Source organism: Pseudomonas sp. 28 E 9, assembly GCF_900004785.1.
GTDB classification, from domain to species: Bacteria; Pseudomonadota; Gammaproteobacteria; order Pseudomonadales; family Pseudomonadaceae; genus Aquipseudomonas; species Aquipseudomonas orientalis_A.
Genome location: NZ_CVTK01000040.1, coordinates 114,023 through 133,491, shown reverse-complemented (window position 1 = coordinate 133,491; position 19,469 = coordinate 114,023). Strand labels below are relative to the sequence as shown.

The following is a 19,469-nucleotide window of genomic DNA, read 5'->3' as shown; positions in this document are numbered from 1 at the left end:
CCTCTCCTGAGACGAATCCACCCGCGATCAGATTTTGACTAATGCGAATATGTATGATTATTATTTGCGATCATACGGTGTTCATAAAGCCCCTGCAACGCAACCGGATTGCACGTCCTCTGACGCCCGGGTTCCCAGGCGTTACACCAGACCGAGGATGGGTCTGTCGGCCTTGGTGCCATCTCTACTTCTGACTGTTCAGTTTGATAAGGCGGGAAACTTCCATGATGGAACTCACTCCAGATACGTTTTCTAAACGATCTGCCACCGATTACGAAGCGCATATCTGGCTCTTGCAGCAGCAATATCCCGAACGCATTTCAAAGCACCTGAGTGCCTGGAAACTCGACGCGACTGTCGACCCCGCAAGGCTGGAGTCGGCACTCCAGGCGGTGATCGAATCAATCCCCGAGCTCAATGCCCGCTATCAGTTCAACGATGACGGCGAAGTCGACAAGGTCCAGGCGCGCGACTGGCAAGCGTGCATCGAGCGCATTCAGGTGACCGGTGACGCCGGCCACTACCTGCTCTCCGAACAAGCCGCGCCGTGGGACGCCGAACACCAGCCGCCATTCAAGGCGCTGATTATGCAAACGCCGGATGCGCCCATCCTGGCGCTGGTCCTTCACCCGATTCTTGACCAGACCTGCCAGGCGAACGACCTGTACCGCAAGATCATGCACACCGCTGATACGCCACTGCCGTGGCTGCACCGCCAGGCGGACATCGGCGAGAACGCCGCCCAAACCGAAACACCTGAAGTCGCGGCCGTTATCCTCGCCGAGTTCCGCGAAGCCCTGGCGGAACCGGGCATGCTGGCGAAGGATGACTTCTTCGACTTTGGCGGCCACTCACTGCTGGCCACCCGCATCATCGGCAAGCTGTCGAGCAGCCACGGCATCGAAGTCCAGTTCAACGATTTCTTCAGCGCGCCCTCGGCAACCGCCTTGGCGGCACGCGCCCGGGTCATCGCGAAAAACGCTGCACCAACGACCACCACCGGCTCGCCGCAAGACCTGCAAAAAGCGCCGTTTGCACTGGCCCAGGCGTCCCTGGGACGCGCTTACGCCGCCTTCGAATTCGGCACGATCTTCAACCTGCCGTTTGCCATGGAGTTTCTCGACCCGGTGGACGAAGCGCTGTTCGAGCAGGCATTCCATGACCTGCTTGAGCGCCATGCAAGCCTGCGCAGCACCTTCCACTTCGAGCGTGGCGAGGCATACCAGCAAATCGTGCCGACCTCGCAGCTAGCACAGTTCAAGTGGTTCTGGCCCAGCCGCGAAAGCCAGGGTGCCACCCTGCAAAGCGAAGCCACCTATCAGTTCGATCTGACCCGCGAGCTGCCCCTGCGGGTGCGCTTCATTCAGGACACGCAGCATCAACGGCAAACCTTGTCGCTGCTCGTCCATCACATGGCCATTGATGAATGGTCGCTCAATGTGATGATGGAAGAACTGGCCCAGGCCTACCTGGCCCGAGCCGCCGACAAAGCGCCCGTCTGGAAAAGCCCGGCACCGTCCTTCCATGAGTTCGCCGTGCGCCAGCAAGCCGCCGGGATCAACCAGAAGCACCTCGACTACTGGACCGGCATGCTGCGCGATGCCACCCGTGGCCTGACGCTGCCCTCCTCCGAGGCACCGCCGGCACAGGTATCGACCAAGGCTCAGTGGTTCGAGATCAAGCCCACCCAAGGCACGACCGACCACCTGTACGCCTTCGCCCGGCAGAACAACGCTTCACTGTTCGGCGTGGTCTATTCGGCAATCGTGCTCTCCCTGCACAAGCTCGGCGATTTGAAAGACCTGGTCGTGGGCACGTCGGCTTCCGGTCGCACGGATCCTGCGTATTACGACACGGTCGGCTACTTCACCACCATGGTCGCGCACCGCGTGCAATTCGACGCTCGGCAAGCCGTCGGCGCCCTGATTGAAAACGTCAGTCGCTTGATCAACGACTCGATGGCCTACGCCGATGTGCCGATGGAGCAGATTCAACAGGCCCTGGGCATGACCCCGGCGGATGGACTGCTGTTCGACGTGTACATCCAGATTCACGCCAACAACGCCTTGAACGGCGCCCTGCGCACACCGGATAACCGCGCGATCCGCTACCGCCAGATTGACCCGGACAAGAACCAGTCGATGTTCGGTATTCAGTTCGAAATCATGGAAAACACGCTGGACGGCAAGCGCGTATTGCGCCTGGTGGTGACCTACCGTTCGGACCGTTACAGTGCACAACAGATGGCTCGCATGAGCGCCACGATTGAGCAGATGTTCGCGCTGTTTGCGACACCTGGTGCCGACAGCCTCACCCTGGACCACATCCGCGTCTGACCTTCAACAGGGCCTTGGTAACACCAGGGCCCTGTCGTTCACGCACTACACCTCATGCATGCCATAACGCTGGAACGACGAGCGTTTGGGCAGGCGGTAGTGCGGGCGGCCGAGCAGTTGATTGGCAATGCTCGCGTTACGAATCGCGGCAACGCCCAGGTCCGGCGAGCCCACGCCATGCTGGAAGATCTCGGCGTTCTGCACAAAGATACGCCCAGCCCCGTCATCACAGCGACGCGCAGTGAAGTCATCCTCCACAAGGCAGTCACCGTGCTCATCGGTCTCCAGCACCGTCCCCTTGAGCCGCTCGAACCACTGCGGCCAGGCATGCCCGTAGCCCGTCGCGGCCACAATCGCGTCGGCCTCCAGGCTGCCGGTCTGATCCAGCTCACGGTGCCGATAGGCAATACGCAGCGTACCGGCGACGTCCTCGACCTTCTCGACTTCACAGTTCGACAGCAACGTCAGGCCAGGGTCACTGCCGCCGATGGAGCGCTCATAGATCAAGTCGTAGATAGCGGCGATCGTGGAAAAACTGATGCCCTTGTACAACAATCCCTGCTTGGCCACGACCTCGCGACGGCGTTCACGCGGAAGGCTGTGGAAGTACTCCATGTAGGACGGCGTAAAGCATTCCTGCCCCAGCTTGGAGTATTCCATGGGGTGGAAACCGGCTGAACGGGTGATCCAGCGGATCGAAGCGCCTGCGGCGATCCGCTCGGGGGTCAGCTCGTTGAACAACGCGAGCACGCACTCGGCGGCGCTCTGGCCGGAGCCAATCACGGTGACACGCCGACATTGCGACAACTGCGCCTGGCGCTTGCCAAACTCCGCCGAATGCAGGATGGGCGCCGCGCTTTTCACCTGAGCCCATTGCGGCACTGTCGGCGTAGTGCCGATGCCCACCGCCAGGTTTCGGCTGGAATAGCAGCGTTTGAAGCCTGACACGGACTGGCTTTCAATCAGGAACTTGCCGGCTCCCGCGTCGTAAGTCACGTCGCAGATATCCTCGCCGAAGTGGCACGTCGGCAACTGCTGCGAAGCCCAACGGCAATAGTGGTCGTACTCGCGGCGCGGCACCTGGAAGTTCTCGTAGTAATAGAACTGATACAGGCGATCGTGCTGGTGCAGGTAATTCAGGTAGCTCAGTTCGTGGGTCGGGTCGGCCATCGTCACCAGGTCCGCCAGAAACGGCACCTGCAACGTGGTGCCCGGCAAGAGCAACCCTTCATGCCAGCGAAATTCGGCTTTGCGATCCAGGAAAAGACTGGTCACCTCGCAATGTTTGGACAATAAAGCGGCCAACCCGAGGTTAAAGGGCCCGATGCCAACACCGGCGATATCTACAGTGGGTAAATCCGTCATCCAATCTGTCTCCCTGGGTAGTGCTGTGTGGTTATGCGCAGGCGAGCAATCGCTCGACATCGTGTGCGTTACGGCAACGCAGTAATTGTCCGGGGGAAAGCGTCACCGCCAGTTCCTCCTGGAACCGCGCAGCGATGGCTTTCAAATGCTGGGGCCGCAGGCCCAGACTGATGAAGTCGACCGAGGCATTGGCGCCGTCCTGCGGGGGCCTGCCCAACACACTCAGGTAGATCGCCAAGACCTTGCTGCACGGGGTTTCAACGACCTCTTCGGCAGGCTCCAGCAACAAGCTGCGCGCGCGCGGGCGATCAGGCTTGCCGTTTTGCGACAACGGCAGCGCCTCCACCGCCAGCAATCGCGTGGGCACGTGGGATTGCGGCAAGTGCTCGCGGGCGAACTGGCGCAACGCGGCGGCGGTCAAGGGGGCGGCGTCTTCGGCGCTCACGTACAGCGCACCGATGTTGACCTCGCCCTGACGCTGTTCGCCGTAGTCCACCACCAGCACGTGCCTGACCGCAGGATGCTTGATCAGCTCGTTCTCGATGTCGGGCAGCGACACGCGCACGCCGCGCACCTTTACGTAGCCATTCACGCGGCTGTCGAACATCAACGTGCCGTCACGGCGATAGCGCCCGCAGTCACCGGTACGAAATGCACGTACGGCCTGGCCGTGCTCATCGGTCACGCTGATGAATTCGGTGTGTGCCAGCGCGCCGTCTTCCAGGTAGCCCAGGGCCAGGTTGACGCCTGCCGTATGAATGCGGCCGACAACCCCTGCCGGGCAATGCGCTCCCTGGGCGTCGAGCACCAGATAGCGGTTGCCCGGTAACGGTCGCCCGTAGGGAATTTGCAGTTGGTCATCGGCAGTGATGTCGTGCCAGATGCTCCAGATCGTGGTTTCTGTCGGCCCCCCCAGGGAAATCAGGCGCGCCGATGGCAGCAGCCCGCGCAACTCGGCGATCACGCCCGGCTTGATATAGTCGCCGCCCTGGGCGATCAAGCGCAGGCTGGCCAAGTCATGGTCACCACGGCACGCCAGCAGCATTTCGAGGATGGCCGGCACGGAACACCACAGCGTCACACCGTGCCTGGCGATCAACTGATTCCAGCGCAGCGCATCCTTTTCCTCGCCGACGCCAGGCAGTACCAGCGTGGCGCCGGCCGTCAGGCAGCCGAGCACATCGAATACCGACATGTCGTGGTGCAGCGGGGTTACCGACATGAACACATCGCTCCGGCGTACGCGCCAGTGTGACAAGGTGCTGCCGATGACATTGGCCGTGGCGCGGTTGCACAGCACCACGCACTTGGGTTTGCCGGTGGTGCCCGAGGTGTAGAGGTAGTACGCCGGCGCTTCGCTCATCGAGCGATCATCCAGTATTGGCGCACTGGCTTGTGGCCCGGTCAGCAACTCGTTCGGCGTGGCGTGGGCCTGCTCGACCGTCTCGCCCGAGCTGATGATCACCAGATCGGGGCGGCAGTTTTCCAACAGATACTGCCGGCGCTCGTCCGGCGCCGAGGCGTCGATAGGCACCCAGATCACGCCCGTCAATGCACAGGCCAAGGTCAGCGTGGTGTGCTCCGGGCTGCGTGGCAGGCAGATGGCGACCACTTGGCCGGGGCCGATGCCACGGGCCTTGAACGCCGCAATGACACGCGACACATCCGCACCCAGTTCGGCGTAGCTGATCTGCCGCGCGCCGCTGATCAGGGCGATCCGCTGGTTGGCGGGGTCGAACAGGTGCCTGGCGATTTGCGCCAGGAACCCTTCGGCACGGGCCTCGGTTGTCGCGCTATTAAAGCAATAGTGAGACGTGTCGATGATCGCGCCGGCGTCCACGGCAAACTCACCGCTGGCGCTGATCTGGCTGATGGCCTTTTCCAGCGCATCCAGGATGTCGTGAACCACCGCTGGGTCGAGGACTTCCCGTGCATAGTCGATATCCAGCACCAGCGCGCCCTCGGCGTTAGCCCAGAAGCGAATATCCATGGCCACTTGAGGCGTCTGGGTCAGGCCGCCTTGCAACTGCATGGGACTGTCCGCTGCCGACAGCGCCCAGGAAAAACCATTGGTAATCACCACCGGCAGCACAGGGCCTGGGCCGTGGGATTCGAACAGCAACCGGGCAAGGTCCACGCCCGAATAGGCCAAGTGTTGCAGCCCTTCCAGCACGTCCACTTGCAGCTTCGCCGCACGCTCCGTAAAGGTGCCGGGCGCCTCGCTTCGGTTGATCGCGATAAAGCTGGAACGGTTGGCAAATGCACCGCCCGTTTGCGGCGCAACGGGCACCGCCACACACAAGCCGCCTTCATCGAGCCAGTGGGACAGCACCTCCATCACCAGCGCCATCAGTGCGGAGTTCTTGAATAGCCGGTGCCGGGCGCCCAATTTGCAGAAACCGTTGAATACCGCCTTGGGCACTTGTCGGCTTTGGCGCGCGTAGCGCGAGGCCCGCACTTGATCGAGCGGCACGCGCCATGGCAGGCGTGGTGCGCCCGTCACGTCGGCGAGCTTGGTCTTCCAGTAAACCGCGTCGGCCTTGCGTTGATGGGCCTGATCCACCTGGGCAGGCGCAGCCTCGGCAGCGGGCTCAGCGCCGGTCAGTCCGTCGAACAGCTCGACCAACAACGCCGCAATGGAGCGGCCGTCGAGGATCAACGCATCCAGGCGCACGAACACGGTCAACTGGTCGTCGGGCAGGTGGAAGAGCGTGACATTCCACGGCGCACGGTCCAGCTCGAAGATGGCGTGGGCGTAGGCCTCGCGGCGCCCATCGATGTACGCCGACGCGGCTTGCGCCGACATCGATGTAAGGTCGACTTCGTCCAGATTGATGCGGGCTTCATCGCTGACGTAACTGACCAACTTGAGCGCATCCACCCGTGTGCGCAGGCTGTCATGGCGCTGCACCATTGCTGCCAGCCGACTGCGCAGCAGCGTCGGGTCCATGGCCCCGTGGTATTCACGAAACTCCTGCATGGCCACGCCGCCAAGAGGCACCTGGGTGCCACGCCCCAATAGGTACGCCTGCTGCAGGGCTGACAGTGGTTTTTCGAGTGTGCGCGAAACACCGACATTGATTGCTTGATCCAACGCCCGCGAATCGGCCGCCACTTCCTGCGTGATCGCCACAAAGCGCTCAAAGAACGTCGTTACCCACGGCAGTGGCAACGCATCAAGACGGATATCCCAGTTGATCAGGATACCGCCATCGGCGCAGGCGATCTGTGCATCAAGCGCCACTTGAGGCCCTTGGGAGATGACCCAATTCATCGGGCCGAATACACGCTGCACGCGCGGCGAAAGCAAGTCCCCACCGGGCATGCCCAGCGCGGCAGTAAAGACCACCGGCGCCAGCTGTGGCGAGCCGTGATGGCGGGACAGATCGCGCATCACATTCACCCCCGGATAGGCGCAATGCTCAAGCAGGCCGACCATTTTTTTCGCCAGTTGCGCACACAGCGCGGCCGGCGTGGCGGCGGACTCGATGTCCACATCCAGAATCAACACATTGGCAAACTCACCCACCACGCGCTCGACATGATCCACCAGCGGTTGGCGCCAGAACGTCGGGACATTGAGACGAAAGCTACGGTCGCCGGTCTGCTCCCCGAGCACCGCCGCAAACAGCCCCATCATCAAGGTCGACAGGGTGATCCTGCGTTCCCGTGCCAGGTGTTCCAAGGCCTGACGCTCGACGGGGCCCAGCCAGGTATGGAGTCGGTGGCTTTGCGCTTGCTCCGGCGGGTGTTCTAGCAATGGCAAGGTGGGGGCCGGGGCAACGTGCGCCAAACGTTCACGCCACCAGGCACGGTCGCGATCCCGAGCGGCCTTGAGCGCCGGATCGACACGCACCTTGTCGTACCAATCGAAGAACGATGGCGTGTTCGCCAGCGTGTCATCGGGCTGCTCGTAAAGTCGGGCCAGGTCTTCCATCAGCGTGCGGAAACTGGAGGGGTCGATGGCGATCATGTCGGTATCGACGTGCAGGCGAAACCTATCGTCGGCCATCAGGCTCACTGCAAACCGGGCGCCCGGCTCATGGCGCAGATCCAGTTGCTGATGTGTCCACGTCTCCCGTTTGGCCAGCAGATGACGGGCGGCCTGCGGTTCGGTCATGGCACGCAGGTCTTCGACTTCCAACCGCGGCGATTGGTCCATGGACGCGATGGATTGCAGCCCTTGCGCATCCACGCGCATTCGCAGCATCGGGTGCAGCAGGCTGGCCCGTTCAAGCGCTTGGCGTAACAGGTCCAGGTCAATGCACTGGCCATCGAACTCGGCATAAAGATGAGCCGAAACTCTCCCTAAAAAGGCATGAGCAGTACGCCCGATCCAACAGGCGGCCTGCATCGAAGTTAACTCTCTCATGGTCCACTCATGTGATTGACAAATCTAAATGATTAGCGTCACCTATTAGAAACGATAATGATTATATTTCAAGGTATAATTTTTTGACCACAAGCCACGGAGGCTTTCTGCACATGAGAACGGGCACCCTTAGGACGAGCGACATGGATGAGGTGCAACAGCTTGACGAAACGCGGAGTTTTTCATTCACCTCCGGCGATCGTGAGCTGGCGGTCAGCGGCATGTTGCAACGTATCGAAACGCCGGCCATCGCCGGTGAAAACGCCAGCAGCCTGTTTCAAAAAACCGTCTCGCACGCCTTTGAACAAGCGCGTAAGGCGGGCCAGGCGAACCCGATGATCGTCGGCGCCATCCCCTTCGATCCCGCTGAAGCGTCCTGCCTCTACATCCCCGAACACGCCGAGTGGCGCGCCCGCGGCGGTGCGGTGCACACCGGTGCGGCCTCGATGCCGGAACTGCTTGAACAAAAAAACATACCGGACGAGCAAGGCTTCAAGCGCACGGTCGAACACGCCATCGTCAACTTCCGCCACAGCGACGTGCGTAAGGCCGTGCTCTCGGTGCAGCGTGAACTGCTGTTTGCCCAGGATGTGGACGTGAGCGCCATGCAGAACAATCTGCGTGCCCAGAACCCCAGCGGTTACCACTTCCGCGTGCCCATGCCGGACGGTGCCACGCTGATCGGCGTCAGCCCCGAATTGCTGGTGCACAAGGACGGTCTGGATTTCGTGTCCAATCCCCTCGCCGGCTCGGCCAAGCGTATGGCTGACCCCGAAGCCGACCGGCGCAACGCCGACTGGCTGGCCGCCTCGGAAAAAGACCACTACGAACACCGCCTGGTGACCGAAGACATCGCCTCCCAGCTCGGCCCATTGTGCACACGGCTGGACGTGCCACAGCGCCCTAGCCTGATCAGCACGCCCGCGCTGTGGCACCTCTCCACCCGTATCGAAGGCACCCTGGCCGACCCCGGCATTTCGGCCCTGCAGTTGGCGTGCCGCCTGCACCCAACCCCTGCGGTGTGTGGCTTCCCTACCGAGCGCGCGCGGCACCTGATCCGCTTCGTCGAGCACGTCGAGCGAGGCCTGTTCACCGGCATGGTCGGCTGGTGCGACGCCCAGGGTAACGGCGAATGGGTCGTGACCATCCGCTGCGGCACTATCAAGCGCAACACGGTCCGCCTGTTCGCCGGCGCCGGCATCGTCGAAGCCTCAAGCCCCGACTCCGAATGGACAGAAGTCCAGACCAAGCTCGGCACCATGCTGCGCGCATGCGGCCTGGCCCACTAATTCCCCCATTTTTCAGCAGTGACCCTCATGACCCTAGAATTCACACACTGGCCCCTCGAAAGAGCACAACGCTATCGGGAAAACGGCTACTGGATCGATCAACCCCTCACCCACCTGCTCCAGGCAAGCAGCCAGGCACAGCCCCAGGCTTGCGCGATCATTTGCGGCGAGCGTCGCTTCAGTTATGACGAGCTGGATCAACTGTCCTCCAACCTCGCCTCGCGCCTGGCCGCCAACGGGCTTGGCCACGGCGACACGGCGCTGGTGCAACTGCCCAACATCGCCGAGTTCTACATCGTGCTGTTCGCGCTGCTCAAGGCCGGCATCGTGCCGCTCAACGCGCTCTACAGCCATCGCAAACTGGAGCTTAAAAGCTACGCCCGGCAAATCACGCCCAAGCTGTTGATCGCCTCCCGTGAGCATGAAGTGTTTCGTGATGACGGCTACCTCGCCGACCTCAACGAAGTCGGCGCAAGCCCTGAGGTCACGCTGTTCCTCGGCGAACAGCACGCCCCCAACCACCTGGCTGCCTGGATCGAAAGCCCGAGCGACAGCCCCGTGGATTTCTCCCCCAGCGCACCGGGTGAAGTGGCCCTCTTCCAGTTGTCCGGCGGCAGCACCGGTACACCCAAGCTCATCCCACGCACCCACAATGACTACCACTACAACGCCCGCACCAGTGCCGAGGTGTGCGGCCTGACCGCACAAACACGCTTCCTGTGCGCCCTGCCGGCAGCGCATAACTTCCTGCTCAGTTCGCCGGGCGCCCTGGGCGTGCTGTACGCAGGCGGTACCCTCATCATGGCGCCAAGCCCGGAACCGCAGACCTGCTTCGCAATGATCCAGCGCCACGCAGTCAACACCGTCGCCCTGGTGCCCAGTGCCGTCGCGTTGTGGCTGCAGGCCGCGCCGCAGCACGCCGCACAACTGCAATCGCTTGAATTCCTGCAGGTCGGCGGCGCCGTGTTCGCCGACTCGCTGGCCCGCCAGGTGCCCGGGGTGCTCGGCTGCAAACTGCAGCAGGTGTTCGGCATGGCCGAGGGCCTGATCAACTACACCCGTCTGGATGACACCGACGAGCAAATCTTTACCACCCAAGGCCGCCCGATCAGCCCGGGGGACGAAATCAAAATCGTCGATGAACAGGGTGTGCCCGTAGCGCCCGGCGAGCCCGGCCTGTTGGCCACCCGCGGCCCCTACACCTTCTGCGGCTACTACAAGAGTCCCGAACAGAACGCCCAGGCCTTCGATAACGAGGGTTACTACTACTCCGGTGACCTGGTGCAAATGACACCCGGCGGTGACCTGCGCGTCGTCGGCCGGGTCAAGGACCAGATCAACCGGGGTGGCGAAAAAGTCGCTTCCGAAGAGATCGAAAACCTCATCGTGTTGCACCCCGACGTCACCCACGCCGGTCTGGTCGCCATGCCCGACGCCGCACTGGGGGAAAAGAGCTGCGCCTTCGTCGTCTCGTGCAACCCCAACCTCAAGCCGCCCGCCCTGCGTCGCCACCTGATGGAACTGGGCATCGCCGAATACAAACTGCCCGACCGCATCCGGCTGATCGACACCATGCCGCTCACCGCCGTGGGCAAGATCGACAAGAAACAGCTGCGCCAACTGCTGACGGCGGAAACCACCCGCGCCTGGCTGAAAACCCGCGTGCTGCAATTGATCGAAGACGGCGAAGAATTGGACCCCGAGGAAAACCTGATTTTCTACGGCCTCGACTCCCTGCAAGTGATGAAACTCGCCGCCGAACTCAAGGCGCGTGGAATCGCCGTCACCTTTGAAGAGTTGGCCGACTCGCCCACGCTCGCCAGTTGGTGGTCGCTGGTGGACACGCGGCAAAAAGCGGCCTGAACGGGCCGCTTCGCCCAGTCGATTTAAAAGGAGTTAGAGATGACTTTATCCAAGGCCGACCAAAGCAGGCTTGAACACTTCTGGCAGCACTGCGTGACCCATCAGTACTTCAACATCGGCTACCCCGAATCCGCCGATTTCGATTACTCCCAGTTGCACCGTTTCCTGCAGTTTTCGATCAACAATTGCGGGGACTGGAACGAGTACAGCAACTATGTGCTGAACTCGTTCGACTTTGAAAAGGACGTGATGACGTACTTCTCCGAGCTGTTCGACATTGCGCTCGAAGACAGTTGGGGCTACGTCACCAATGGCGGCACCGAAGGCAATATGTTCGGCTGCTACCTGGCCCGCGAACTGTTCCCGGACGGCACCCTGTATTACTCCAGGGACACCCATTACTCGGTGGCCAAGATCGTCAAGCTGCTGCGCATCAAATGCCGCGCCGTCGAATCCCTGCCCAACGGCGAGATCGACTACGACGACCTGATGCTCAAGATCGCCGCCGACCAGGAGCGTCACCCGATCATCTTCGCCAATATCGGCACGACGATGCGTGGCGCGGTGGACAACATCGCGACCATCCAGCAACGGCTGCAACTGGCGGGCATTGCCCGGCGTGACTACTACCTGCATGCCGACGCGGCGCTGAGCGGGATGATCCTGCCCTTCGTCGACCACCCGCAACCCTTCACGTTTGCCGACGGCATCGATTCGATCTGCGTGTCCGGGCACAAGATGATTGGTTCGCCGATCCCGTGCGGCATCGTGGTCGCCAAGCGCAAGAACGTGGCGCGCATCTGCGTGGAAGTCGACTACATCCTGGCCCATGACAAAACCATCAGCGGCTCACGCAATGGCCACACGCCGCTGATGATGTGGGCGGCACTGCGCAGCCATTCGTTCGCCGACTGGCGCCAGCGTGTCCGCCACTGCCTGGACCAGGCGCAATATGCCGTGGATCGCTTCCAGGCAGCCGGCATCGATGCATGGCGCAACGAGAACTCCATCACCGTGGTGTTTCCCTGCCCGTCGGAAAGCATCGCGAAAAAGTATTGCCTGGCCATCTCCGGTGGCACCGCGCACTTGATCACCACGCCCCATCATCACGACAACTGCATGATCGACGCCTTGATTGATGAGGTCATCGCCGAGCGTGACAGCAACGCCTGGGGCACTGGCGCCGCCCGTGCGCGTCAAGGCGCCCATGAACAGCCCCCCGCCGCTGCCCGGCTGGCGTGTCCACGCTTCGACGTCATCTGAAACGAACCCTTTATTAGAGACAAACACTATGTCGTCACTGAAAACACCCGAGGCGTGCGAAAGCCTCACCGACATCCGCGCGGGCATCGACTTTTTCGACCGTCAGATCCTGGAGTCACTGCAACAACGCTTGGGTTACGTGAAAGCCGCCGTGCGCTTCAAGGTCAACGAACAAGCGATCCCCGCGCCGGAACGGGTGGCGGCGATGCTGCAGGACCGCCGGGAGTGGGCGGTCGACACTGGATTCGATGTGGATTTTGTGGAAAAACTCTACGAGCACATCATTTATTGGAACATCCAGCAGCAAATTTCACATTGGCGAGCGCTTTATCCGCAGCAAAGTACGGAAAACGCCGGCTAAAGCATCGAAAGGCCCGTGCATTCAGGTCCATCCGCCAGGGTGGGATTGACATCACGTATCACACATTTCCATGGCCAGTTTGAGGCGGGTTGCACGCTGCTAACATGCAACGCCGCCTCTACCGCCTGTTATATCGCGAAAATAGCTTCAATTTCGATATTCAGTTCCGGGGAAAACAACTTGGAAACCTCGACCAGGGAGCTGGCAGGGAGATGCCCATCATAGTGCTGCGCCAGCACCTTGCGCAGTTCGCCGGCCTGGCTGAAGTCGGTGATGAAGATAGTCACTTTCAAGAGTGCAGACATATCGGTGCCCTCCTCGACTGCAACCGTTTTAATCTGCTGCAAAATAGCATTGGCCTGTTTTTCAAGACTTTGCCCTTGAGCATCAGTGCCGAATGCAGTAAAGCCTGACAGATAGAGCGTGTGGCCATTTTTTACTGAATGCGAATAGGGCCCCACTGCGGGAGGAAGTGCCGGGTAATTTTTACGTTCGATATTAGCGCTTGGCATATGAGTAAGTCCGAATTTTAGTGCATGGGTGATTGTGGGTTTATGAATTAAAGTACGTGGTCAGGTGATTTTCAAGTTAGTCATGTTCTCAAAGTCCGGCAAAAGACAATAGTCACGTTTCTGCACGATTACTGCCTGATCCTCTACGTGTGGATTTTTCCAACACGCTGCGCGTTCTGCATGTGTCATAATTTCGTATGACAATGTGTAAATATGGCACTTATCCCACTGTGCTTGCAAAGGAGGCCCTAATTGGCGGAAAACTATCGTTTTGCGGCTGAAGATGGCCGAGTGCCGCTCAGGGAGATGATTCGTGGGCTTCTCCCTGAGGAGGGCCGCTTCCCAACCCCTATCGAGGGTTTTACGCTGCACCGCTATGACCATTCAGACACGGCAAAACCCCACTTCTACAAGCCGATACTTATTGTCGCAGTACAGGGGAGGAAGTGGGTCCGCATGGGTATCAATGATATTTCATTCGGGGAGTACACATGTTTTATCGCCGGCGTGAACATGCCCGTCTCCAGTTGTCTCCTGGAAGCGACTTCCGAGATGCCCTACCTGTCAGTTTCCCTGGATCTGGACAGGCCTTTGATCGCTGCATTAGCTGCTAAAATTCCACCGTCGACCGAATATAATTCCGACATTGCAGTTGGCGCAGCGGTACAAGAACTCAGCCCGGAATTGCTTGATGCTTTTTTAAGAATGCTTGAATTACTCGATAAGCCAGAGCACGCCAAGGCATTAGGAGCGCTAATATCGCAAGAAATTCACTACCGACTGCTCACGACACCCTTTGGACATCAACTTCGACTTTTGAATACAGTCGGTTCTCAAAACAATAAAATTGATCAGGCGATCATGTGGCTGCGGGATAATTACCGGGAAACGTTGCAGGTAGATAAATTGGCCGGGACATTGAATATGGCGCCTTCCACTTTATATAAATATTTTAAAAAAATAACGACACTCAGCCCTTTGCAATATCAGAAGCGTCTGCGTTTGGATGAGGCGCAACGCCTGATGCTGGTTGAAGATTGCGATGTTACAGAAGCGGCCTTGATGGTCGGCTATGAAAGTGCCAATCAATTTGGTCGAGAATATAAACGGCTGTTTGGCGAGCCGCCCAGAAAGAATGTTGTCAACATCAAGACCGGTAGACAGTAGCCGCTCCGAGCCGCGATTTTGACGCCCCTGCGGATCAGATCAGGTTGAACCTCTGTCACTCAGGCGGACTCCCAAACCTGAATCCAGGAGAAACATATGAGCCAAACAGCTTTGGTCGTCGGCGCCAGCGGCATCGTCGGCAGCGCCATCACTCAGTTATTAATCGACAACAACTGGCAGGTCGCCGCGCTGTCCAGGCACCCATCGCAAGCGCCAGGCGTGATCCCCGTGGCGGCAGACCTTCAGGATCCTGCTTCGCTGGAACAGGCGCTCGCGGGTTTGAAGCCCACGCATGTGTTCATTACGACATGGTCACGGCAAGCCACCGAGGCCGAGAACATTCGTGTCAATGCGGCCATGGTTCGCAACGTGCTGGCCGCTATTCGCCCAGCCAAGAGCGTTGAACACGTAGCGTTGGTCACTGGGCTGAAACACTACCTCGGCCCATTCGAAGCCTATGGTAACGGCAGCCTTCCGCAGACACCGTTCCGCGAGGATCAGGGTCGTCTGGACATCGAAAATTTCTACTACGCCCAGGAAGACGAACTCTTCGCCGCAGCTGCAAAGGACGGCTTTACCTGGAGCGTTCATCGCCCGCATACGGTCACCGGGGTTGCCGTAGGCAACGCGATGAACATGGCCACCACCCTCGCTGTCTATGCCTCGATCTGCAAACAGACCCATCGCCCTTTTGTATTTCCCGGATCAACAGTGCAGTGGGACAGCCTCACCGACATGACGGATGCACGGCAGTTGGCCAAACAACAATTGTGGGCGGCCACTACGCCGGCTGCGGCCAATCAGGCATTCAACGTCACGAATGGCGATGTCTTTCGTTGGAAATGGATGTGGAGCCGAATTGCCGAATACTTCGACGTGCCTGCCGCCGATTATCCCGCTTCACCCTCCCCCCTTGCCAGGCAGATGGCTGACGACCAAGCCGTATGGACGCAAATGGTCGCGCAGTTCGGACTGAAGGAATCCGATATCGGTCGGCTGATATCCCCATGGCATACCGATGCAGACTTGGGTCGACCCATCGAAGTGGTCACGGACATGTCGAAAAGCCGTGCCATGGGCTTCACCGCCTACCAGGCGAGCGATCAGGCATTTTTCGACGTGTTCGACAAACTACGCGAGATACGCTTGATACCCTAGCCGTTCATGAGCAGATATTCTCAGATGATTCCCAGCAGGATGCGCGCACTTCAATTTTGACCAAGCGTTTTTCAGACGCCAGGCCGTTTGTTGCCTCTCACAGCAGACTTCAAACGGCCAGAGGTGCCCAGCGCTATTGATCGCACAGGTTGAATATTGGCTTCGATACGGTGAAGCCCTAACTCCTCAAAGGCATACAACCTGATATCCCTCAGCCGTGTCGAGCGGCACCTCTTCTTACCGTTTGCCCTGGGCTACAGCTCCAACGAGAGTCGAAAACATCTCTTCTGCCTCGGCAACGGAGCACTTTCCACGTGTAACGGCGCATGTCAGCGCGTCTCCCGCCGCAACCAGTGCCCCGCAGGCCAATGCCAGCGATTCCAGGCGAACGCTTGAGTGAGGCCGTAAGACTTCCACGAACATGTCGATCACAGCGTCAACTAACTCTTGGTACACGCCAGCTTTCTCATCGCTTCCTGCAAGCGCCGCGCCGACAGCATGAAATTCGTCACCCTGGTCGGTTCCGCAGGCCAGATAGGCTTTAGCCAAAGCCAATACAGTGTCTTTCGCCGGTCGATTTTCCTGAGCCATAAGCGTGCGAAACGCGGTAATGCGTTCGGTATCTATCCAACGATAGAGGTCAATCAAAAGACCGGTTCTGGTCTCGAAATGCTCGTAGGTCACAGGCTTTGAAACGCCCGCACGCACTGCCAGGTGGCCCAGCGTGAGTCGATCCGCACCTTCCTCCCGGACGATCACACGCGCCGTCTCGAGCAGTTGCTGACGCCGCTCGGGCTTCGGCAGACGGCCTGAGGTCCTCTTGTCGGCGACGATCTTTGTGTTTTTCACTTGCATACCTACAACCTACCATCTGTAAAGTTAGTGGAGCACAGGTGTTGAGACGTTACAAGCGTCTGGAAGACGGCAAGGTAGGGGTTGAGGCCTTGATCAGCGTGTAGACGTTTTTTCGCGCACAGAATTTGGCCAGGTTGCCTCTGCAATACGCATGAAATTATTGCCGTAGATCGCGTGGATATCCGTATCTGAATAACCCAAGCGCGTTAATTGGTGTGCGACCTCACCCAGTGTCTCGGGCTGCAACTGAACATGTCCGTTCATCTGGCCATAGTGCTCAATCGGCCACCAGTCGTTCTCTTCTTCACCTTCCGGCAAATCCTTATGCTCGGGGTACAACTCGGTATCCAAACCGATACCGATATGGCTCGTCCCGATGCGCTCTGCCAGATAGTCGATTTGTCGAACGTAAGCGTCTACGGAGGCCGATGGGTCGCCCAGGAATATGCCTAGGCCTGTAAGTCCGATGACGCCACCTTGAGCCGCACAGGCGAATATTTGCTCGTCATCGATTGTTCGCGGGTGATCAAAAACCGCTTTAACGTTGGTGTGGGAGAAAATCGCGGGGCGCTGCGAAATTTCCATAATCTCAAGACTTGAGCGTTTGCTGGCGTGCGAACAGTCAATAACAATTCCCGCTGTATTAATACTCTGAACGACCTTGCGTCCCAGGGTGGTCAATCCGCTACCTGCACCATGGCAGCCGCCAGCACAACTGTTGTCGCGGTTGTAGGCAAGCAACATTTGGCGAACCCCCAGGCTTGCGAACAGTGCCACCATCGCAGGGTCCTGCAGCAGCATATTGGAACCTTCGAGGTCAAAGGAGACCGCAAGCTTTCGAGACGTGTGCGCATGGTAGATATCGTCAACGCTGGCGACCAGGACAAAGTCTTCAGGGTGTTGAGCGAGCCAGCTCCTGAAACCCGCAAGCGTTCGCATCACGGTTTCAAACGGGGTCATATCCATACCAACGTTGATCGACACATGATGAAAGCCGGCTTCTCGGTACCTGTTCAGGCGCGACATATCCTGTCCGGGAATCAATGGCAGGCACGCATGGGCCTCCCATTGAATCGCCGGGGCCTTACTGACTCCTGATGGGTCAAGCTTCATCATTTAAACCCCGTCCAATCGGTTCGCTGTCCACTCGTGCGCCAATGATGCCATGGCGCACTTCGCAATCTGAGCATCCTGCACGCCTAAGCCTGTGAGGTCTGCAACGGTAATCTGCCTGTCGTCCTGCCGTCCGATGGCGTGACCGCTCAATACGCTGCCGAGTGCTACAAGCCTGCCCTTGTCGATCAGGCCGGATTTGAGGGCCGCTGAAATTTCACCGAATTGGCAGCATTGCTCTATTGAGTCCACGACAATGACATCTGCACGTGCAACCAGGCGCACATCCAGCTCCTGCTTGCCAAGGCTGTCTGCGCCAATAGCGGTGATGTGTGTTCCAGGGTTGACCCATTCATTCGCTATGATTGTTTCGCGAGAAGGTGTTGCCGTGATGATTAGATTGGAGTTGGTCGCAACGTCCTTTGCATCCTGGGTGGCAGTAACATCAAAACCCAGCACCTCGGCAAATTCACGGTAGTGTTCCAGGCCTTGCCGGTTACGACCGTAAACCGTCAAGCGTCGACATGCAGTGACGGGCATCAGGTGTTCCAGTTGCATGCGTGCCTGCTCGCCAGTACCGACCACGCCAATGCCTCTCACATTGGAAGGCGCCATAGCCCTTGCCACGATCTGCCCCGCCAGCGCCGTACGCATCGAGGTCAGCCAGCCGCCATCGCGAAGCAACGCGACGGGTTGCCCCGTCAAGGCCGAGAAAACCAGCGTCAATCCATCATTACTGGAAAAACCCTTGGCGGGATTGTCGTAGAAACCTGCCGAGACCCTGACTGAAAACACCTCGTCTCCTGACACCCAGGCCGACTTCACGCAGCAGTCACCGTTGCTGGCCGGGAACTGAAAGCTCTGAACCGCAGGTTGCTGCACAAGCCCGTTCGCATGGGCAATGAACCCCTCTGCTATCAGCGCAGCAGCGTCTCTGGGGCGCAAGGCGCTCATGATTTGCGCTTGGGTATAGATATGCATCGATTGCTCCATCGCTATTAAAGACGGGCGTTGCACTTAACCGGCTGGTCAGCGGCGACTCGCCGCCGTCAGCGGGGATATGACGCTACAATCAGGCATTTGAGTGAACGCGGGCTTAACCCTAGCATAAAAATACATTTAGTATTCCGCATACATTTGGTATTTTTCGAGGCAAAACTTTACCGTGAATAAACGTCTGGATAATTACATCAGCATCGCCCAGGCGATTGCCAAGCTCCTGGACCCGCACGCCGAGGTCATTATTCATGACCTGGCTTCAGGAAAGATTGCACATATCTTCAATGCGTTCTCTCAGCGGCGGGTCGGCGACAGTTCACTGACGGATATCAACGATGGGGCATCATTCGATGGCGATGTTTCGGGCCCTTATAGAAAGGTGAATTTTGATCGCCGGCAGCTAAAGTCGGTTACAGCGGTGCTCCGAGATCCTGACGGCATCCAGATCGGGCTCTTGTGCGTGAATTTCGACATCACTGTCATGAGCGGGATGGCAGAAATCGCCGCATCATTTTTGGGTCTTGAAAATACAGTCGAGAAGCCTGCAGCATTGTTCGCCACAGATTTTCAAGAGTTGGCGCACTCCATTATGGATGAGTTTTTGAGGGCCCGTAGGGTGACGCTGGCGTCGCTGACGTCAGAAGAAATGGTGGCGCTGATTGGTGAAATGGATAAAGGCGGCGTCTTCGCGCTGCGCAATGCAACCCATTACATCTGCGAACTGTTAACGCTATCCCGGGCTACCGTCTACAAGTATTTACGACGTTCCAGAGCAGCCACTGGCGCTCAACAAAACTGATGACTTGAAGGTGAACC

14 protein-coding genes are annotated in these 19,469 nt (G+C 59.1%); 8 read left to right on the top strand and 6 right to left on the bottom strand.

Annotated elements, in window-relative coordinates:
- The first annotated feature begins 224 nt into the window (after nucleotides 1–224).
- Entirely contained in the window at nucleotides 225–2,336 is a 2,112-nt protein-coding gene (locus BFQ00_RS08295; RefSeq protein WP_065933160.1) for a condensation domain-containing protein, read from the top strand.
- Between the two features lie 45 nt (nucleotides 2,337–2,381).
- Here the strand turns inward: BFQ00_RS08295 and basC are convergent, their stop codons facing one another.
- Both basC and BFQ00_RS08285 read right to left on the bottom strand, forming a co-directional pair.
- On the bottom strand, nucleotides 2,382–3,701 hold the full coding sequence (gene basC, locus BFQ00_RS08290) for a putative histamine N-monooxygenase (protein ID WP_065933159.1): 1,320 nt from the start codon (nucleotides 3,699–3,701) through the stop codon (nucleotides 2,382–2,384).
- 31 nt (nucleotides 3,702–3,732) lie between these two features.
- A complete protein-coding gene (locus tag BFQ00_RS08285; RefSeq protein ID WP_065933158.1) occupies nucleotides 3,733–8,073 on the bottom strand; it encodes an amino acid adenylation domain-containing protein in 4,341 nt (1,446 codons plus the stop codon).
- 113 nt (nucleotides 8,074–8,186) lie between these two features.
- Here BFQ00_RS08285 and BFQ00_RS08280 point away from each other — a divergent pair, with 113 nt between their 5' ends.
- Genes BFQ00_RS08280 through BFQ00_RS08265 form a run of 4 tightly spaced genes read left to right on the top strand, consistent with a single transcriptional unit; the run spans nucleotide 8,187 to nucleotide 12,849 of the window.
- Nucleotides 8,187–9,362, top strand: coding sequence for an isochorismate synthase (locus BFQ00_RS08280; RefSeq protein WP_065933157.1), 1,176 nt, complete (start codon nucleotides 8,187–8,189; stop codon nucleotides 9,360–9,362).
- A gap of 27 nt (nucleotides 9,363–9,389) precedes the next feature.
- Nucleotides 9,390–11,225, top strand: coding sequence for a (2,3-dihydroxybenzoyl)adenylate synthase (locus BFQ00_RS08275; RefSeq protein WP_065933156.1), 1,836 nt, complete (start codon nucleotides 9,390–9,392; stop codon nucleotides 11,223–11,225).
- Nucleotides 11,226–11,264: 39 nt separating this feature from the next.
- Complete coding sequence (locus BFQ00_RS08270) at nucleotides 11,265–12,488, top strand: histidine decarboxylase (protein WP_065933155.1); 1,224 nt, start codon at nucleotides 11,265–11,267, stop codon at nucleotides 12,486–12,488.
- Nucleotides 12,489–12,516: 28 nt separating this feature from the next.
- Complete coding sequence (locus tag BFQ00_RS08265; RefSeq protein WP_065933154.1) at nucleotides 12,517–12,849, top strand: isochorismate lyase; 333 nt, start codon at nucleotides 12,517–12,519, stop codon at nucleotides 12,847–12,849.
- A gap of 128 nt (nucleotides 12,850–12,977) precedes the next feature.
- Here BFQ00_RS08265 and BFQ00_RS08260 read toward each other — a convergent pair whose 3' ends face one another.
- Nucleotides 12,978–13,361, bottom strand: a complete 384-nt coding sequence (locus tag BFQ00_RS08260) for a RidA family protein (protein WP_065888153.1) — start codon at nucleotides 13,359–13,361, stop codon at nucleotides 12,978–12,980.
- A gap of 252 nt (nucleotides 13,362–13,613) precedes the next feature.
- On the opposite strand from BFQ00_RS08260, the gene BFQ00_RS08255 reads away from it, so the two are divergent.
- Together BFQ00_RS08255 and BFQ00_RS08250 are read left to right on the top strand one after the other, a co-directional pair.
- Nucleotides 13,614–14,528, top strand: coding sequence for an AraC family transcriptional regulator (locus BFQ00_RS08255; protein ID WP_207223905.1), 915 nt, complete (start codon nucleotides 13,614–13,616; stop codon nucleotides 14,526–14,528).
- Between the two features lie 96 nt (nucleotides 14,529–14,624).
- The gene (locus BFQ00_RS08250; RefSeq protein ID WP_065933153.1) at nucleotides 14,625–15,686 is read left to right on the top strand and encodes an SDR family oxidoreductase; all 1,062 of its coding nucleotides are present in this window, start codon (nucleotides 14,625–14,627) and stop codon (nucleotides 15,684–15,686) included.
- A 237-nt stretch (nucleotides 15,687–15,923) separates the two neighbouring features.
- On the opposite strand, the gene BFQ00_RS08245 is transcribed toward BFQ00_RS08250, so the two are convergent.
- The 3 genes from BFQ00_RS08245 to BFQ00_RS08235 form a co-directional block, all read right to left on the bottom strand.
- Nucleotides 15,924–16,541: a TetR/AcrR family transcriptional regulator gene (locus BFQ00_RS08245; RefSeq protein ID WP_083227325.1), complete on the bottom strand. Its 618-nt coding sequence runs from the start codon at nucleotides 16,539–16,541 to the stop codon at nucleotides 15,924–15,926.
- 93 nt (nucleotides 16,542–16,634) lie between these two features.
- Nucleotides 16,635–17,657 (bottom strand): membrane dipeptidase, encoded by a 1,023-nt coding sequence (locus BFQ00_RS08240; protein ID WP_256536004.1) that lies wholly within the window; start codon nucleotides 17,655–17,657, stop codon nucleotides 16,635–16,637.
- Complete coding sequence (locus tag BFQ00_RS08235; protein WP_065933152.1) at nucleotides 17,658–18,635, bottom strand: ornithine cyclodeaminase family protein; 978 nt, start codon at nucleotides 18,633–18,635, stop codon at nucleotides 17,658–17,660.
- A 184-nt stretch (nucleotides 18,636–18,819) separates the two neighbouring features.
- On the opposite strand from BFQ00_RS08235, the gene BFQ00_RS08230 reads away from it, so the two are divergent.
- Entirely contained in the window at nucleotides 18,820–19,452 is a 633-nt protein-coding gene (locus tag BFQ00_RS08230; protein ID WP_083227324.1) for a helix-turn-helix transcriptional regulator, read from the top strand.
- Nucleotides 19,453–19,469: the final 17 nt, after the last annotated feature.

Bases quoted from the DNA above. Each gene is read 5' to 3' on its own strand.
- BFQ00_RS08295 (WP_065933160.1), top strand. From the start codon at position 225: ATGATGGAACTCACTCCAGATACGTTTTCTAAACGATCTGCCACCGAT.
- basC (WP_065933159.1), bottom strand. From the start codon at position 3,701: ATGACGGATTTACCCACTGTAGATATCGCCGGTGTTGGCATCGGGCCC.
- BFQ00_RS08285 (WP_065933158.1), bottom strand. From the start codon at position 8,073: ATGAGAGAGTTAACTTCGATGCAGGCCGCCTGTTGGATCGGGCGTACT.
- BFQ00_RS08280 (WP_065933157.1), top strand. From the start codon at position 8,187: ATGAGAACGGGCACCCTTAGGACGAGCGACATGGATGAGGTGCAACAG.
- BFQ00_RS08275 (WP_065933156.1), top strand. From the start codon at position 9,390: ATGACCCTAGAATTCACACACTGGCCCCTCGAAAGAGCACAACGCTAT.
- BFQ00_RS08270 (WP_065933155.1), top strand. From the start codon at position 11,265: ATGACTTTATCCAAGGCCGACCAAAGCAGGCTTGAACACTTCTGGCAG.
- BFQ00_RS08265 (WP_065933154.1), top strand. From the start codon at position 12,517: ATGTCGTCACTGAAAACACCCGAGGCGTGCGAAAGCCTCACCGACATC.
- BFQ00_RS08260 (WP_065888153.1), bottom strand. From the start codon at position 13,361: ATGCCAAGCGCTAATATCGAACGTAAAAATTACCCGGCACTTCCTCCC.
- BFQ00_RS08250 (WP_065933153.1), top strand. From the start codon at position 14,625: ATGAGCCAAACAGCTTTGGTCGTCGGCGCCAGCGGCATCGTCGGCAGC.
- BFQ00_RS08245 (WP_083227325.1), bottom strand. From the start codon at position 16,541: ATGCAAGTGAAAAACACAAAGATCGTCGCCGACAAGAGGACCTCAGGC.
- BFQ00_RS08240 (WP_256536004.1), bottom strand. From the start codon at position 17,657: ATGATGAAGCTTGACCCATCAGGAGTCAGTAAGGCCCCGGCGATTCAA.
- BFQ00_RS08235 (WP_065933152.1), bottom strand. From the start codon at position 18,635: ATGCATATCTATACCCAAGCGCAAATCATGAGCGCCTTGCGCCCCAGA.